The organism is Nocardia yunnanensis, assembly GCF_003626895.1.
GTDB lineage: Bacteria > Actinomycetota > Actinomycetes > Mycobacteriales > Mycobacteriaceae > Nocardia > Nocardia yunnanensis.
In genome coordinates this window covers 5,655,585-5,672,378 of record NZ_CP032568.1, presented here as the reverse complement: position 1 = coordinate 5,672,378, position 16,794 = coordinate 5,655,585, and the positions used below count along the sequence as shown (strand labels likewise).

The window sequence follows — 16,794 nt, the reverse complement described above, 5'->3', positions numbered from 1 at the left end:
GGCGAAACCAATTCAGAAGGGCGAGTTCATCAGCGAATTGGCGGCCATCTCGAAGTAGCCGAGCAGCTGCTGCCGATGCGCGTCGTCGAGCACCTCGGGCTCGATCTCGGCCACCGCGATGTGCATGGCTCGCAGCCACGCGTCCCGCTCGATCGGACCCACCTTGAACGGCATGTGCCGCATGCGCAGCCGCGGATGCCCGCGCTCGTCGGAGTAGGTGCGCGGGCCACCCCAGTACTGCTCGAGGAACATCCGCAACCGGCGCTCGGCCGGGCCCAGATCCTGCTCCGGATACAGCGGCCGCAGCACCTCGTCATCGGCCACCTCGCGGTAGAAGGCCGCCACGATCCGATGGAAGGTCTCCGCACCGCCCACGGCTTCGTAGAAGGATGTCGCAGTCTGCTCGCCGGAAGTCACGTCCCCCATTCTGCCGTGTCGGTTTCGGCGGCCGCTCGGTCCAGCGTCGATTCGGCCACAAACCCGGCGATGACCTGGCGAAATCACACCCTCGACGGACCACGTCGGGGGCCCGGCGCGATTGTCACACCTTGTTCATCCGAATGTGCCCGACAATGTGTCGAAAGAGATGGCATTGTGCGCCATTCCATGGTCAACTGGGTGGCAGTCTGCCGAGATACCACACAATCGGACGAATACGAAACCGGGGTATGGCCCATGAAGCAGCGGCACGGCGCCCGAGAGGCGCGGACGCACCGACAACTCCAGCCCGCCGACGTCCACAATCGTGGGTCGGGGGCTACTCCGCTGCACTTGCTGTCCGAATATTCTCATTCCGAGCATCACCCGGGCGCTCATCCCGAGCCCGCCCATCCGGGCGACCATCGCGAACATTCGCATCATCCGCCCGCCGCAGCACCCGTTCCAGCCTGGGCCAAACGCCGTGTGCTGCTGTTGAACGCCACGTACGAGCCACTCACCGCCCTGTCCGCGCGCCGCGCCATCGTGCTGCTGATCTGCGACAAGGCCGATACCGTGCACGACAACCCGGAGGGTCCGGTCGTGCATTCCGCCGGGACCGCAGTGGCGCTGCCCTCGGTCATCCGCCTACGCAACTACGTGCGTGTCCCCTACCGGGCACGGGTACCCATGACCCGCGCCGCCCTCATGCATCGCGACCGATATCGCTGCGCGTACTGCGGCGGCAAGGCCGAGACCATCGACCACGTGATTCCGCGCAGCCGCGGTGGCGCGCATTCGTGGGAGAACTGCGTCGCCTCCTGCGCGCCGTGCAATCACCGCAAGGCCGACAAACTGCTGAGCGAACTGGGCTGGGTGCTGCACCACCCGATGGTCGCGCCGAAGGGTCCGCACTGGCGGCTGCTGTCGGCCAGCAACGAGCTGGATCCGTCCTGGCTGCAGTACCTCGGCGAGGGCGCGGCCTGACCTCGTCACGGCGAAAGCGCCTGCGGGTCAGCTGTATTCGCTGATGAGCATGCCCCACGTGCCGGGCTCGAGCGCCTCGAAGACGTGGGGCATGTCACCGGGATAGCAAATGTAGTCGCCGGGCGCGAGCTCCACGGGAGCATCCGCCGGGCCCACCCGAGCGCGGCCGACGGCCAGCACCACGTGCTCGACGACGCCGCGGCTGTGCGGATCCGATTCGCGCGGGTGGCCGGGCTCGGCGGTGAGCCGGTAGATATCGCGCCGGACCGCCGGCGGCGAGGCGGCCAGCAGGGCGATGCGGTATTCCGATTGCCCGGAGGCCAGCGCGGGCGCTTCCCCGGCGCGAATCACCTGCACCGCCGGGCTGGGCGGGTCCAGCAGGCGCGAGAACTGGATGTCCAGGGCGATGCACAGCGCCCACAGGGTTTCGATGCTCGGATTGCCCGCGCCCGATTCCAGTTGGGACAGCGTCGATTTGGCGATGCCCGCGCGTTTGGCGACCTCGGTCAGCGAGAGCCCGGAACGGGCCCGCTCCCGGCGCAGGGCGGCGGCGATCGCCTCCTGCGGAGACTCGGGTGCCGCCGGCGCGGACACCGGCACGGAGCTGTCTGGCTGGCTCATGATGGGCTTCACAGTACCGGGATCACGTGATGCCCCTTTGACGAACCCGGCCCGGTGCGTTCATTATAGAAAACATGCGTTCGGCATGGCGAACACTCGATCGGGGTGTGCTCACAGGTATCGCGGCGATTTGCTTGGCAGTCGCCATGATCGGCATATCCTACGGCGCTACCGCCGTCACCTCGGGATTGCCCGGCTGGCTGCCGATGCTCATGAGCGTGGCCGTGGTCGCGGGCGGTTCGGAGTTCGTGTTCATCGGCATTCTCACCGCGGGCGGCGGCCTGGTCGCGGCCGTGCTGGCCGGGCTGCTGGTCAACGCCCGGCACGTGCCCTACGGCCTGTCGGTTCCCGATGTGGTCGGCACCGGCTGGCGGCGGCTGGTCGGCACGCATGTGATGAACGACGAATCGGTGGCCATGGCCCTCGCGCAGCCCGACCGCGACCGGCGGCGTGCCGCCTACTGGCTGTGCGGGCTCGCGGTCCTGGCCGCCTGGCCGCTCGGCGCGGCCGTCGGGGCGATCCTCGGTTCGGTCGTCCCCGACCCCAATGCCTTCGGGCTCGACGCGGTCTTTCCCGCCGTGCTGTTCTCGCTCGTGCTGCCCGCCCTGCGCGAACCCCTCACCCGCACAGCCGCATTGGCGGGCGCCGCGGTGGCGGCGGCCACCACCCCGTTCCTGGGCGCGGGCCTGCCGGTCCTGCTCGCGCTGACGGCGGTGCTGCTGGTCGTGCGCCGCGCCGGCGGCGACAAGGCCGAGCCTGCGGGCGAAACGATCACCGGTGCCGTCGGTGAGGATGCGGCCGGCGTTGTCGCCGCGGGCAACAGGCAAGCCCGATGACGAAGACGCTGCTGCTGGGCGCGATGGCTTTGGCCTTCGGCACCTTCGCATTCCGACTGGCGGGGCCGCTGCTGCGCAGCCGGATCACGATCTCGCCGCGCACCATCCGGCTGCTGGAGATCGCCTCGGTCGTGCTGCTGACCGCGCTCGCGGTGACCACGCTGATCCCTTCGGGCGGTGGCCATTTCGGGTGGGCATTGCCCGCCGGAGTGCTCGTCGCGGCCGGGATGGCGTGGAAGCGGGCGCCACTGCTGGTGGTGATCCTGTCGGCGGCCGTGGTGACCGCCGGGCTGCGGGCGCTCGGCGTGCACTGAGCGAGCGTCGGGGCACGCCTGCGCCGGGCTGCTGCCCGGCGCTCAGCCGGGAAGCAGCGGCAGCGCGGGACCGCGGCGGCGGGCGACCGACCCGTAGCGCGCGTCCAGGCGCAGCCAGGTGCGGGCCGCGCGGACTCGCACGATCTCGTCCACCGAGATGCGGCGCGAATCGGTCTTCTCACCGCCGTGCGGAATGAAATCCATGGCGGCCAAGGCGAACACCACTCGCATGGGCACCTCTACCCGCTCGCCGCCGCCCGAGACGGTCAGCACCGTCTGATCGAGCAGGGCGGCGGGCGGACCGTGCCCGCTACCGTGTTCCTGCGCCAATTCCGCGCCGCGCTCGGCCAATTCGACGAGCATGCGCGCGGGCACATCGTCGATGTGGACGAACCCGGTCTCCGGGGGCAGGGCGGTCCGCCAGGAGGAATCCATGGGGTACCCGAGCGCGAACGCCCGCCCGTTGTCCGGGCCGTGCAGACCGGCGAGGAGGGTGTCCCCGCCGACCGTCACATCGTCCATCCCGAGTTCGGCGACCACCGTCCGCACCGCCAGCGTCTCGAAACCGGTTGCGGCCCAGGCGGAGACGTAACGGTCGCCGCGCCGGCGCAGCCGGATGACCGTGGCCGGGTCGAGGCGCAGGGCATGGGTGAGGAAGGTGGCGAGGTTCTCGCGTTCCGCGGGATCCGCAACGGCGAGGGTCAGTTGTCCCGACAACGGTCGCGCTCGGTCAGTCGGCCAGCCACAGCGCCAGGTAGTCGCGTTCCTCGGCGGTGAGGCGGCGTAGTCGCTGGGTGTCGATGTCGAAGGCGGCCAACTGTGTGGAAGCGATCACCGCCGGCGGAGAATCCGGGGCGGCGCCGGCGGCGCGTACCTCGTAGCCGACGGTGAAATCCACCGCGCGCAACCGCTCGATCCACATCGACACGTCCAGGGGCGTGTCCTCGTGCCGCAGCTGACCCTTGTACTGCACCCGCAGGTCGGCGAGCACGCAGCCGGTCCGCAGCTTGACCGTCGGCCGCTCGTCACCGAACAGCCACGGGATGCGGGCCTCCTCCAGCAGGGTGACCATGCGGGCATGGTTGATGTGCTGGAACGCGTCCATATCCGACCAGCGCACCTCCACCTTGTTGTGGAAACGCTTGGGCCGGCCCGGGGCCGGGAGCGCTCCCGGCTGGGGCTGGGCCGTCTTGGCGTGGCCGTTCAGCGAACCGACACTCGTCAACGCGGTACCTCCGATTGCGCGCCCACCCCGCTCACCATGCTGCGCACCTGCCGCGCCGCAACCGACAGCGTGGCCAGGTCGTGGGTTCCGGATTCGAACAGTTCCGACAGGGCGCTGCGTGCACGGCCCAGCCGGGACTGGTTTTTCGACTCCCAGTATGCAATTTTCTCCTCGGCCGTCTCCTCCGGGTCACCGGCGGAGAGCACATCGAGGGTCAGCGAGCGCAGCGAACCGTACATGTCGTCGCGCAGCGCGAGCCGGGCCAGCGCGTGCCAGCGGTCTCCGCGTTCCAGGTGGCTGACCGCCTGCAACAGCCAATCGATCTTGAGGTGGTCGTTGAGCGCGTAGTACAGCGCGCCCACCTCCTCGCCGCTGCGTTCGGTGATGTCCGCGATGTCCAGCACATCCAGCAGGGGGAACTGGTTGAGCAGGTTGAACACCTCGGTGGCCAGTTCGCTCGGCGCGCCCTGATCGACGATGGCCTGGCACTGATCGTTGAGGGTGTCGATGTGGTGACCGCGCAGCCAGCCCGGCACCTTCGGCGAGAGCGCGCGCACGCCCTGGGCGTAGCGGTGGATCTCCGCGCCCACCGCGATCGGCTGCGGACGGTTGTTGAGCAGCCAGCGCGAGGCCCGGTCCAGGGTGCGCTTGGTCTCCAGTTCCAGCCCGTCCTTCATGCCGGTGGGGACATCCGCGGCGCGAATGCGATTCCACACCGCGTGCAGATCGAAGATCTGGGTGGCGGCGGTGAAGGCGCGCACCGCATCCGACGCCGAGGCCCCGATCTCCTCGCCGAGGCGGAAGGCGTAGGTGATGCCTCCCAGATCCACCACCTCGTTGACCAGCATGGTGGTGGTGATCTCCCGGCGCAGGCGATGCCGCTTGATGGCCGAGGCGAAGCGGGTGCGCAGCGGAGTCGGGAAGTAGTGCGGCAGGCGCGCGGAGAAGTAGACGCTGTCGGGCAGATCACTGGCCAGCAGATCGGCCTTGAGCGAAAGCTTCACGTGCGCCATGAGATTCGACAACTCCGGCGAGGTCAGGCCGGTGCTCTGCTCGGCCCGCAGCTTCATCTCCGCATCGCTGGGCAGCGCCTCCAGATCGCGGTCCAGGCCGCGGTTCTCCTCGAGGTCCTCGATGACGCGCTGGTGCACATTGAGCATGCGCGGGGCCTCGGCCCGGGACATGCCCATGAGGATGTTCTGGGAGACGTTGTCGCGCAACACCAATTCGGCGACCTCGTCGGTCATCGAGGCCAGCAGCGGATTGCGGTCGGCGGCGGGCAGCTCACCGCTGGAGACCACGCCGTCGAGCAGGACCTTGATATTGACCTCGTGGTCGGAGCAGTCCACACCCGCGGAATTGTCCAGGGCGTCGGTGTTCATCTTGCCGCCGTAGCGGCAGAACTCGATGCGGCCCAAGGCCGTGACGCCCAGGTTGCCGCCCTCGCCGATCACCTTGACCCGCAACTCGTTCGCATTGACCCGGACCACGTCGTTGGACTTGTCGCCGACCTCGGCATTGGTCTCGGCGGCGGCCTTGATGTAGGTGCCGATGCCGCCGTTCCACAGCAGCTGCGCGGGGGACTTCAGGATCGCGCGGATCATCTCCGGCGGCGACAGCACCGTGACCTCGGCTGGCAGTCCCAGCGCCTCGCGCACCTCCTCGCTGACCGGGATCGCCTTGACCGTGCGGTCGTAGACGCCGCCGCCCGTGCTGATCAGCGTCCGGTCGTAGTCCGCCCACGAGGAGCGCGGCAGCGCGAACATGCGCTCGCGCTCGGCGAACGACGTGGCCGCATCGGGATTCGGGTCCAGGAAGATGTGGCGGTGGTCGAACGCCGCCACCAGCCGGATGTGACGCGAGAGCAGCATGCCGTTGCCGAACACGTCGCCGGACATGTCGCCGATGCCGACCACCGTGAAATCCTGTGCCTGGGTGTCGATCTCCATTTCGGCGAAGTGCCGTTTGACGCTTTCCCACGCGCCCTTGGCGGTGATGCCCATCGCCTTGTGGTCGTAGCCGACCGAACCGCCGGACGCGAAGGCGTCACCCAGCCAGAAACCGTAGGACTGGGCCACATCGTTGGCGATGTCGGAAAAGGTCGCGGTGCCCTTGTCGGCAGCCACCACGAGGTAGGTGTCGTCGGGGTCGCGACGCAGCACCCGCGCCGGCGGCAGCACCGCGCCGGTGGCGCGATCCACATTGTCGGTGATGTCGAGCAAGCCGGAGATGAATGTCCGGTAGCAGGCGATGCCCTCGGCCTGCAGGGCCGAGCGGTCGGCCACCGGGTCGGCGGTGCCGGCCGGCGGGTTCTTCACTACGAAACCGCCCTTCGCGCCGACCGGCACGATCACCGCGTTCTTCACCGCCTGCGCCTTGACCAGGCCCAGGATCTCGGTGCGGAAATCCTCCAGACGATCCGACCAGCGCAGGCCGCCGCGCGCCACCGGACCGAAGCGCAGGTGCACGCCCTCCACGCGCGGCGAGTAGACGAAGATCTCGAATTGCGGTCTGGGCTTGGGCAATTCGGCGATCTCGCGCGGTTCCACCTTGAACGACAGGTAATCTCGCGGCCGATCCTCGGCGTCGGTGATGTAGTAGTTGGTGCGCAAAGTGGCCTTGATCAGGCCCAGGATGGCACGCAGGATGCGGTCGGCGTCCAGACTCACCACCTCGTCGATGCGGTGGCGGACCGCCGCCTCCAGCTCGGCGGCGTGGTCGGGATTGGCCGAGTCCGGATCGAAGAGGGCGGCGAACAGCTCGACGAACATGCTCGCGGCTTCGGGGTACGTCAGCAGCACGCGGGTGATAGCGGCCTGACTGTAGGGGAATCCGGCCTGCTGCAAGTACTTCGAGTAGGCGCGCAGGATGGAGACGGTGCGCCAGTTCATGCCGGCGCGCAGCACCAGTTCGTTGAGGCCGTCGGCCTCGGCGAGGCCGTACCAGAGCGCCTCGAAAGCATCGGTGAAGCGTTCCCGCAGCCCGCGCACGTGCGCGTCGAGGACGTCCAGGCGGCCGACGGATTCCACCAGTTCGGCGTCCATATTGCGGTCCAGGGCGCTGCGCAGCAGCTCCGGGCGCGCCAGCAGGCCGAAGTCGTAGACCCACTGGTCGGGACCGTGATCCAGCTCGACCTGGTGGGGGCGCTCGTCGATCACCTCGACGCCGAGGCTCTGCAGCAAAGGCAGCACCTGGCTGAGTGAAATGCCGGGACCGTCGATGAAGAGGGTGAAACGCCATGAGCCGGGGGCGGAATCGGGCCAGCGATAGAGATGCTGTTCGATGCCGCCGCCGGACAGGCCGTGCAATCGCTGAATGTCGGCCACCGCGCGGGTGGGCTCGAAGTCCTCCTTGTAGCTCTCCGGCAGCGCCTCGACATAGCGCTGCACCACGGCGGGGTCCAGCGTGGTGGAGGCGGCGACCTCGTCGCGCAGGTGGTCGTCCCAGGTGCGGCTGGCCTCGGCGAGCAGATGCTGCAGGCGCAGGCGGTTGGTCTCGGAGGTGTCGGCGGCAGAACCCTGATCGGGCAGGCGCACGGTGAAATAGACGCTGGCGAGGTCGCTCTCGGAGACGCGCGCCGAGTAGTCGATGGACACACCGCCGAGTTCGCGGACCAGGATGTCCTGCATCTCCAGGCGCACCCGGGTGGTGTAGCGGTCGCGCGGCAGATAGACCATGCAGGCCACGAAGCGGCCGTAGCCGTCCATGCGCATGAACAGCCGAACCTGGCGGCGCATACCGACATTCAGCACGGCGCTGGCGGTACGGCGCAGGGCGTCGGGCTCGGAGGAGAACAGCTCGGTGCGCGGGAAGGACTGGATGACCTCGAGCATCTCCTGGCCGGAGAAGGAGTCCAGGTCGAAACCGCTGGCCTCGATGAGCGAGCGCACCCGGCGGTCGATGACCGGGATGTCGAGCACGTTCTCGTGCAGGGCGGTCACGGTGAAGACGCCGATGAACAGGTGCTCGCCGGTGACGTTGCCGGACTCGTCCATTTCGGCGACGCCGACGAAGTACGGATAGACCGCGCGGTGCACGGTGGCCGGGACCAGGCCCTGGGTGAGCATGAGCAGCGGCTGGTCGCCGCTGTTGTCGGGCACGCGGAAATCGGTGCCGACATTCGGGCGCAGCACGCCCAGGCTGGATTCGGGCACGATGATGGATTTGGCCTGGCCGTCCACGGTGCTGCGTTCGTAGCGGGCGTAGCCGAGCACGGTGAAGTGGCCGTCGGCCAGCCAGCGCAGCAGGTTGGCGCAGTCGGTGAGATCCATTGCGGGAAAAGCGGATCTGCCTGCGGCCGCGGCGGTGTCGAGCTCGCCGGCGACACGCTCTTGGGCCTGGCGCATGGCCTCGGTGTCCTCGATGACGCGGCGCACGTCGGTGAGGACGTCGGGCAACGCGGTCTCGATCTGCTCGAGCTGGGCGCGGCTGGTGGAGGGGTGCAGCTGCACGTGCATCCAGGACTCGCGCAGGCCCGTGGAGCCGTTGCCGTCGACCTCGTGCGGCACCGCAGTTTCCAGGCGACCCGCGGCGTCACGGGTCACCTCGAAGATGGGGTGCACGACCTCGCTGACGCTTACGCCGATGCGGCTCAGCGAAGAGGTGACGGACTCCACGAGCAGGGGCATGTCGTCGGTGACCATCTGGACGGCGACACCGAGGCCGGCTTCGTCATCCGCCTGGTACACACGGAGATTCGCGGTGCCGGGGGTGCGCTCGATCGCCAGATCGACATGGCAGCGGAAGATATGGGTGGAGGTCGCCGGGATGGCGCAGTCCGCGTCCCCAGCGTCCACGTGTCGGAAATACGCCTCCTCCAGGGATACCAGGTTGCCGCGCAGCGACGCGGGCAAACTCGCAGCCCAGGCAGCGCTGGACAATTCGGACGAGACCGTCATTTCGCCAACTCCTCGGATTCGGTTCCGTAACAAAGTGACGCCGATGCGAGAGTAGCTGGGCGCAAGATGTGCCGGGCTGAATTCCTCTCAATGCCGCGCCGCGTCTCACAATACGGACGAACCAGACGGTTCGCGGCCCCAAACCCCCGCCCCGAAACCTCCAGGTCGCCCCCGACAAACCTTGCACCAAAACACAATTCACGCAAACGTGCGAATGCGAAACCACTTAGTTCGCTACCCGATAGCCGTTCACTATCCCGGCCATCCCCCGCCACCCAGCCAACCCACAACCATCCAGCAACCAACCGTTAGACCAACAACCCCCGCCCAACCTACTCCCCCTTGCCCCACACCATCTTTCGTACACCGTCATATCAGACCGCGAACCCCCATGTCAGACCGCGCACCTGTCATGTCGGACCGCGGACCCGTCAAAGTCGCGGACCGTCATGTCGGACCGCCGACCCGTCATATCAGACCGCGGACGCCATCCGCCGGTCCGACAACGCCAGTGCTCCCGACCCGCGGCGGTAAAGCCAGCGCGACCTGCTCAAAGACAAGACCGCCATCGACTGCGTCCTGCACACCGTCGCCGACGGCGTCACCGACCCTGCCATCGGCTCCCGCTCGGACCCGCCCTGAGCGGGCGGGCCGAGCGGCGGCGTCTGCCCGGAGCTATCCGCGGGTGAGCTTGCGGTGGGTGACGCGGTGGGGGCGGGCGGCTTCGGGGCCGAGGCGCTCGATCTTGTTGGCCTCGTAGGCTTCGAAGTTGCCCTCGAACCAGAACCAGGAGGCCGGGTTGTCGTCGGTGCCCTCCCACGCCAGGATGTGGGTGCAGGTGCGGTCGAGGAACCAGCGGTCGTGGGAGATGACCACCGAGCAGCCGGCGAAGTTCTCCAGCGCGTTCTCGAGCGAGCTCAGGGTCTCGACATCGAGGTCGTTGGTGGGCTCGTCGAGCAGGATCAGGTTGCCGCCCTGCTTGAGGGTCAGCGCCAGGTTCAGGCGGTTGCGCTCACCACCGGAGAGCACACCGGCCGGCTTCTGCTGATCCGGGCCCTTGAACCCGAACGCCGAAACGTATGCGCGGGAGGGCATTTCCACATTCCCGACCTGGATGAAGTCCAGCCCGTCGGAAACCACCTGCCAGACATTCTTGTTCGGGTCGATGCCGGCGCGATTCTGGTCGACGTAGCTCAGCTTGACCGTGTCGCCGACGCGGACGCTGCCGCTGTCCGCGTTCTCCAGGCCCACGATCGTCTTGAACAGCGTCGACTTACCGACACCGTTGGGACCGATGACGCCGACGATGCCGTTGCGCGGCAGGGTGAACGACAGATCCTTGATGAGCTGCCGGTCGCCGAAGCCCTTGTCCAGGTGCTCGACCTCGACGACCACGCTGCCCAGGCGGGGACCCGCCGGGATCTGGATCTCCTCGAAGTCCAACTTGCGCATCTTCTCGGCCTCGGCGGCCATTTCCTCGTAGCGGCCCAGACGCGCCTTGTTCTTGGCCTGCCGCGCCTTGGCGCCGGAGCGGACCCAGGCCAGCTCCTCCTTGAGGCGCTTCTGCAGCTTCTGGTCCTTCTTGCCCTGCACCTCGAGGCGCTCGGCCTTCTTCTCCAGGTAGGTGGAGTAGTTGCCCTCGTAGGGGAAAGTGCGGCCGCGGTCGAGCTCGAGAATCCACTCCGCGACATTGTCGAGGAAGTACCGGTCGTGGGTGACGGCCAGCACGGCGCCCGGGTAGGAGGCCAGGAACTGCTCGAGCCACAGCACCGATTCGGCGTCGAGGTGGTTGGTGGGCTCGTCGAGCAGCAGCAGGTCGGGCTTGCTCAGCAGCAGCTTGCACAGCGCGACGCGGCGGCGCTCACCACCGGAGAGGTTGATGACCGGCTCGTCCGGCGGCGGGCAGCGCAGCGCGTCCATGGCCTGCTCGAGCTGGGAGTCGATATCCCACGCGTCGGCGTGATCGAGGTACTCCTGCAGCTGGCCCATCTCTTCCATGAGCTCGTCGGTGTACTCGACGCCCATGAGCTCGGCGACCTCGTTGTAGCGGTCCAGCTTGACCTTGACCTCGCCGAGGCCCTCCTCGACGTTGCCGCGAACGGTCTTCTCCTCGTTCAACGGCGGCTCCTGCTGCAGGATGCCGACCGTCGCGCCGGGCGCGAGCCAGGCGTCACCGTTGTTCGGCTGGTCCAGTCCCGCCATGATCTTCAGCACACTGGACTTACCCGCGCCGTTCGGGCCGACGACACCGATCTTGGCGCCGGGAAGGAAGTTCAAGGTCACATTGTCGAGCACGACCTTGTCGCCATGCGCCTTTCGCACCTTCACCATCTGGTAAATGAACTCAGCCATATGGGCAAGCCTAACTGTGTGTAGTAGCGGGTTCTCCGGCAGTGTCCGCATCCACGGACGGCCGTTCCACGGGGTCGGTCCGGTCGGTTCGACCGAAGGATTTACGCCGCACCGGGGCGGTGCAACGACCCAGGTCGGGACCCACTGCCAGGGCCCGCATCTCGAGGTCGGTGCGCTCCGCGCCGTCTCGGGTGGTGTATTCGTTCGAGCGCAACTGCCCGTACGCGATGATCGGATCACCTCGCTGCAGTGACGCTTCGACTCCTTCGACGATCCCCCGTCGCCAACAGCTTACGGTGAGATACAACGTGCCACCGTCCACCCAGTCCCCGGCGCCCTGATCGTAGCGGCGCGCGGTGCTGGCCAGCCGGAAGCTCAGGACCTGATCCCCATTCTGCATCGTCCGCCGCACCGGATGGGTGACGATCCGGCCGATGACCGCGGTGTTCGCCTCGTACATTCCACTCCCCCTTGCCGATTCGGGCAACTGCTTTCCGTCGCCTTCCAGCTTCGCCCGCGGGCAAGACCGGTGACAGCCCCGAGACGGCGAGTGTGGACAACACGCGCCCTGTGGACAACTACAGCGTCGCGAGATCGGTATTGGCTCCGCACAACACGATTACCGGCCGCTCCCCCGGCGCCGGCACGTACGCGCCGCTCTGGATCGCCGCGACCGCCGTCGCGCCGGCCGGCTCGACGACGATGCGGAACTCCCGCCACAGGTACTCCCGCGCCATGACGATGGCGTCGTCGCTGACCAGCAGGGACCGCACCCCGTAGCGTTGCGCCACCTCCATCGCGATATCACCGATCCGGTTGGCGCCCAGCGCATCCGAGGCGACGCTGGAGACGTCCACATCCACCGGATGCCCGGCCGCCAGCGCGGCGTGCAGCGTCGGCGCGCCCTCTGGCTCGACCCCGATCACCCGTCCGCGCAGCCCCAGCGCCACCGCGACGCCCGCGACCAGTCCGCCCCCGCCTACCGCGACCAGCACCGGCGGCCGGCCTCGCACCTGTTCCTCGATCTCGAGCCCGACCACCCCGGCCCCGGTCACGATCTCCGGCAGGTCGTAGGCGTGCAACGGCATCGCGCCGCGTTCGGCGGCCAGTTGCCGCGCGTACTTGTGCGCCTCGGCGTAAGTCGTTCCGTGCCACAGCACTTCGGCCCCGTGCGACCACATGGCCGCCACCTTGGTATGCGACGCAGACTCGGGAACCACCACGGTGCACGACATTCCGCGCAACGCGCTGGCCAGTGCCGCCGCGATTCCGGCATTGCCGGCCGAGGCCAGCACCACGCCGGTCTTGTCGCCGCGGGTCTGCAACAGCGCGTTGAGGCAGCCGCGCACCTTGAAAGTACCGCCGTGCTGCAGGTATTCGAGTTTGAGCGTCACCGGTACCGGCCCGCGCGGGCCCAGGATGTCGGTGTGGAACACGGGGGTCTTGCGGGTGTGGCCACGCAGCAGGCGACGGGCCTGGCGTACGTCGGATCGGTAGAGCCGCTTGACCTTCCGGGTCGCCATGGCGACATCGTTCACTTGCGTACCTCTCCGTCTCGCCGGGCGAGTTCGGCGAACATGGCGTTGTACGCGGTGAGGTCCGCGTCGTCGTCGCGTTCGGCCTGGCGGTCGATCCGGTTCGCGAGGCGGGTGTCGCTGCGCGACCACTGAATCAGCAGCGCGAGCATCACCACGACCAGCGGTATCTCGCCGCTGGCCCATGCGAGGCTACCGCCGGTGTGCTGGTCGGCGAGCAGGTCGGTGTTCCAGCGCAGGTCGAGGCTGCGATAGAACCAGCCGCCCATCACGGTATCCATGCTCATCAGCGCGATACCGAAGAACGCGTGGAACGGCAGCGAGCCGAACACCATGCCCAGCTTGGTGAGCGGTTCCACCGGCCGCGGCTTGGGATCGATGCCGATCACCACCCAGTAGAAGAGGTAACCGCTCACCAGGAAGTGCACGTTCATGAAAAGATGCGCGCCGTGCGTGCCGACGAACTTGTCGAAGATGCCGCCCAGGTACAGCGCGTAGAACCCGGCCACGAAGAACACCGCGGCGATCACCGGCTGAGTCATGAAGCGCGACACCGGATTGTGCACAGCCGCCAGGATCCATTCGCGTGGTCCCGGCGGAGCATCCCGACCGGCCGGTTGAATTGCCCGCAGCGCCAACAACACCGGGCCGCCCAGCGCGAACAGGATCGGCGCCAGCATCGACAGCATCATGTGCTGGGCCATGTGCACGCTGAACATGGCCGGCGCGTACCGGCCCACCCCCGAACTGGTCGCGATCAGCAACGTCGCGCACCCGGCCAGCCACGCGATGGTCCGGCCCACCGGCCAGGCGTCACCGCGCTTGCGCAGCCGCCGCACCCCCACCGCATAGACGACGGCCAGCACCAGCGCGAGGGTCCCGAAGATCAGATCGAAGCGCCAGTCGAACGCCAGGCGCGCGACCGTCGGCGGACCCGCCAGGTTGTAGCCGATCTCCACCTCGGTCGGTGTCGGCACCGTGCCCAGTTCCGGCGGCGGCGTGCGCCCCAGGCCGACCGCGAGGCCGACGGTGGCGGCGAACACCAGCGCCTCCACGCCCGCGAAGCGAATCAGCGCACCGCGATCGCCCGGATCCCTCTCCAGATCCGGGATCGCGCGCTGCCGCTGCAGGAAACCGATGCCGCCCAGGATGATCAGCGCCACCGCCTTGGCGAGCACCAGCCTGCCGTAGGTGGTGGAGAACAGCTCCGACAGCGGGACTCGCACATAGGCGTTGATCACACCGCTGATCGCGATCACCACGAACGAGACGGTCGCCACCTTCGAGAACCGCCGCACCGCCAGCGCCGTGTATTTGCCGTCGCGCAACGCGTAGGCCAGCACCGCGAACAGGCCGCCCACCCAGAAGCAGGCCGAAAGCAGGTGCAGGATCAGGCTGTTGGTGGCCAGGTCGTGGGCGCCGCCCGAGGACGAGTGACCGGTCAGCGCGACCGGCAGCAGCGACAGCACCGCCAGCCACAGCAGCACCGGCGTCCACCCCCAGCGCAGCGCGACCCGACAGCCGACGGCCAGCACCACCACCATGAACACGGTGAACCGCCACGATCCGGCGACATCCACCTTGTCCGCGGCCCGCCACACCTGCTCGGGCCGCAACGAATCCTGCAGTGGTTGCCCGGTGGTGTCCGACAACGTCAACGGCACCAGCAACGCCGCCGCACCCGCCCACACCAGGGCGGCGTTCGCGGCGCGTCGCAGCGCCCGATAACCCCCGACATCCAGCACTCCGCTGCGCTGCGGCGGCACGAAGAAGGCCGCGAACAACAGCGACCCGACGGTCAGCGCGGCCGCGAAATCGGCCACCGCTCGCACCGCCGGCAACCCGTAGGTGGTCACCGGCCCCGGATCCGGAATCCCCAGCAGCGTCAGCGCCTGCGCCGCCGACAACGCCACGACCAGCGCCGCCACCAGCGCCGCAGCCGCCCCGCCGAAAGCCGCAATCGCCGCGAACCTCACCCCGGACCCGGCCCGACCAACCGAAACGTCCGATCCTGCGGGCGGGTCCTGCGCTGACGACATAGTCCCAGCGTAGTTCGGAGCGCCCATCCGGACTCCCCCAGGGTTTCCGGTCCTCCGGTCCGCACACCCCGCCCGACGCGCCGAACAGTTGCTAAGCGACCCACCTTCCCTGATCTGGACGCTCGCTATACTTAACGCGCTGGACACCGAGATCGATTTGGGTCAAGGTGTTTGGTGCCGCATCACCACGATGCCCGCACTGCCTCCGTAGCTCAGTTGGATAGAGCAAGGGCCTTCTAATCCCTAGGTCGCAGGTTCGATTCCTGCCGGGGGCGCTCGCCGGGCTTGACCTTTACCCAGGTCAGGCCGGGTACCCACACCACGTACCCCACCACCGAACCAGAGAAACCCCAGGTCGCAGGTCGCAGGTTCGATTCATCGGGGGTTGCTGACAGCTAACACCCCAGCTCAGAGCACCTATAGAACACAATAGCCAGCTCAGCTACGCCCCCAAGACCGCCCGTGCCCAAGAACCTCCGCACAGCCTCCACGAGGGCTACGCCCACGGGACCGGTTTTGCGGGATCGAGATTTGCTCGCCTCCCCCAGCCACAACCACCGCGGCAAAATCGAACAGCGCCGACGAACGCTCAACGTGCCCGGCGGTCGGCCCGAATCGCAACCACTAGTCGAAATTCCGCCGCCCACCGCTCGACCGATTCGGTCAGCGCGGTCAGCGCGGTCAGCGCGGTCAGCGCGGTCAGCGCGGTCAGCGGCAGAACAATGTGTTTGGCCCGTTTGCGCTGGTCATCAGCGGTCCCCGCGATCCATGATGTCCGTGGCATCCCGGTCGTCATGCTGGATTTCGCTGCGTCCGGTTGCCAAATCCGTTGCCGCATGGGACCGGTTCGACTTGCGAACGTTCGCGGGCTGGTCGAATCACCTAGACGACTTCCCCTGATGTGAAGTCGGTGATACCCACCTGCGCTGATCGGCGGCCTGGAAGGCGAGCCAGCTCGGATGATCTGGATCCAGTACTACCTCTTGGCGGCCGAGTCGGCGCCGGAGGGCCGGGGTCAGGATGTGGCGTGGCCAGCTGGTTCTGGCGATGGTGACGCGCAGGCGGTGGCCGGGGCGCAGCAGAGCCTCGGTCTGTGCGAGGTCGATGTCGAGGTCGTGGGGTTGGGCCGGGGTCACCCGTAGCAGCGACGCGGTGGTCAGGGGATGTACCGGTGCGAGGAGTTCACCGGCGACACGGGTGCTGGCGACCTCGTCGACCGCTCGTCTCCGCCGTGAGACCAGGGTGCGGCTGGACCGCAGCACGTCGAGAGCGCCACCGCCCAGCGTCCGCACCAATTCCCTTCGGCCGACTCGGATTCCGGACGAGCGTGACACCCGTCGGACCACGTGCCCGCCGAACCACTCCGCGGCACTGAACAGGGGCGAGGCCCGATCGATGAGCGCCTGGTTGTACAGGGTGAAGGTCACCACGACCGGCAGAGGTCCTTCGACCGGCCACCCACGCCTGGTAGCCGGTCGGGTCAATTCGGCTGAGGGCACCGCCCCGTCCGACATCGGAATGCCAACGCCCCGCTCCACTTTCACGGCGGGGTACCGGCTCGGACCGATAT

The 16,794-nt window shown here is 68.0% G+C and carries 14 protein-coding genes and 1 tRNA gene; 4 read left to right on the top strand and 11 right to left on the bottom strand.

Features of this window, described 5'->3' with window-relative positions:
• Positions 1-12 precede the first annotated feature (12 nt).
• Entirely contained in the window at positions 13-426 is a 414-nt protein-coding gene (locus D7D52_RS26730) for a globin (RefSeq protein ID WP_120740681.1), read from the bottom strand.
• Positions 427-675: 249 nt separating this feature from the next.
• On the opposite strand from D7D52_RS26730, the gene D7D52_RS26720 reads away from it, so the two are divergent.
• On the top strand, positions 676-1,404 hold the full coding sequence (locus D7D52_RS26720) for an HNH endonuclease (protein ID WP_187703043.1): 729 nt from the start codon (positions 676-678) through the stop codon (positions 1,402-1,404).
• Between the two features lie 27 nt (positions 1,405-1,431).
• On the opposite strand, the gene D7D52_RS26715 is transcribed toward D7D52_RS26720, so the two are convergent.
• Positions 1,432-2,025 carry a helix-turn-helix domain-containing protein gene (locus D7D52_RS26715; RefSeq protein ID WP_120744490.1) on the bottom strand — a complete coding sequence of 198 codons (594 nt, stop codon included), beginning with the start codon at positions 2,023-2,025 and terminating at the stop codon, positions 1,432-1,434.
• A gap of 74 nt (positions 2,026-2,099) precedes the next feature.
• Between D7D52_RS26715 and D7D52_RS26710 the strand changes: the two genes are divergently transcribed.
• Entirely contained in the window at positions 2,100-2,861 is a 762-nt protein-coding gene (locus tag D7D52_RS26710; RefSeq protein ID WP_120740675.1) for an AzlC family ABC transporter permease, read from the top strand.
• Entirely contained in the window at positions 2,858-3,175 is a 318-nt protein-coding gene (locus tag D7D52_RS26705) for an AzlD domain-containing protein (RefSeq protein WP_120740673.1), read from the top strand. Before D7D52_RS26710 ends, D7D52_RS26705 begins: the two co-directional genes overlap by 4 nt.
• 42 nt (positions 3,176-3,217) lie before the next feature.
• Here D7D52_RS26705 and D7D52_RS26700 read toward each other — a convergent pair whose 3' ends face one another.
• The 7 genes from D7D52_RS26700 to D7D52_RS26670 form a co-directional block, all read right to left on the bottom strand.
• A complete protein-coding gene (locus tag D7D52_RS26700) occupies positions 3,218-3,892 on the bottom strand; it encodes a DUF8185 domain-containing protein (RefSeq protein WP_120740671.1) in 675 nt (224 codons plus the stop codon).
• Positions 3,893-3,905: 13 nt separating this feature from the next.
• Positions 3,906-4,301 (bottom strand): acyl-CoA thioesterase, encoded by a 396-nt coding sequence (locus D7D52_RS26695; protein ID WP_281279237.1) that lies wholly within the window; start codon positions 4,299-4,301, stop codon positions 3,906-3,908.
• Between the two features lie 95 nt (positions 4,302-4,396).
• On the bottom strand, positions 4,397-9,298 hold the full coding sequence (locus tag D7D52_RS26690; RefSeq protein WP_120740669.1) for an NAD-glutamate dehydrogenase: 4,902 nt from the start codon (positions 9,296-9,298) through the stop codon (positions 4,397-4,399).
• A gap of 675 nt (positions 9,299-9,973) precedes the next feature.
• Positions 9,974-11,650, bottom strand: a complete 1,677-nt coding sequence (ettA, locus tag D7D52_RS26685) for an energy-dependent translational throttle protein EttA (protein WP_120740667.1) — start codon at positions 11,648-11,650, stop codon at positions 9,974-9,976.
• 10 nt (positions 11,651-11,660) lie between these two features.
• Positions 11,661-12,110, bottom strand: coding sequence for a single-stranded DNA-binding protein (locus D7D52_RS26680; RefSeq protein ID WP_120740665.1), 450 nt, complete (start codon positions 12,108-12,110; stop codon positions 11,661-11,663).
• 118 nt (positions 12,111-12,228) lie between these two features.
• Positions 12,229-13,173, bottom strand: a complete 945-nt coding sequence (locus tag D7D52_RS26675) for a threonine/serine dehydratase (RefSeq protein WP_120744488.1) — start codon at positions 13,171-13,173, stop codon at positions 12,229-12,231.
• An 11-nt stretch (positions 13,174-13,184) separates the two neighbouring features.
• Positions 13,185-15,224: a bifunctional copper resistance protein CopD/cytochrome c oxidase assembly protein gene (locus tag D7D52_RS26670; protein ID WP_120740663.1), complete on the bottom strand. Its 2,040-nt coding sequence runs from the start codon at positions 15,222-15,224 to the stop codon at positions 13,185-13,187.
• A gap of 201 nt (positions 15,225-15,425) precedes the next feature.
• On the opposite strand from D7D52_RS26670, the gene D7D52_RS26665 reads away from it, so the two are divergent.
• A tRNA-Arg gene (locus D7D52_RS26665) sits at positions 15,426-15,499 on the top strand.
• A 314-nt stretch (positions 15,500-15,813) separates the two neighbouring features.
• On the opposite strand, the gene D7D52_RS38015 is transcribed toward D7D52_RS26665, so the two are convergent.
• A complete protein-coding gene (locus tag D7D52_RS38015; RefSeq protein ID WP_162958565.1) occupies positions 15,814-16,020 on the bottom strand; it encodes a hypothetical protein in 207 nt (68 codons plus the stop codon).
• An 82-nt stretch (positions 16,021-16,102) separates the two neighbouring features.
• On the bottom strand, positions 16,103-16,654 hold the full coding sequence (locus tag D7D52_RS26655) for a CocE/NonD family hydrolase C-terminal non-catalytic domain-containing protein (protein ID WP_162958564.1): 552 nt from the start codon (positions 16,652-16,654) through the stop codon (positions 16,103-16,105).
• Between the last annotated feature and the right edge of the window lie 140 nt (positions 16,655-16,794).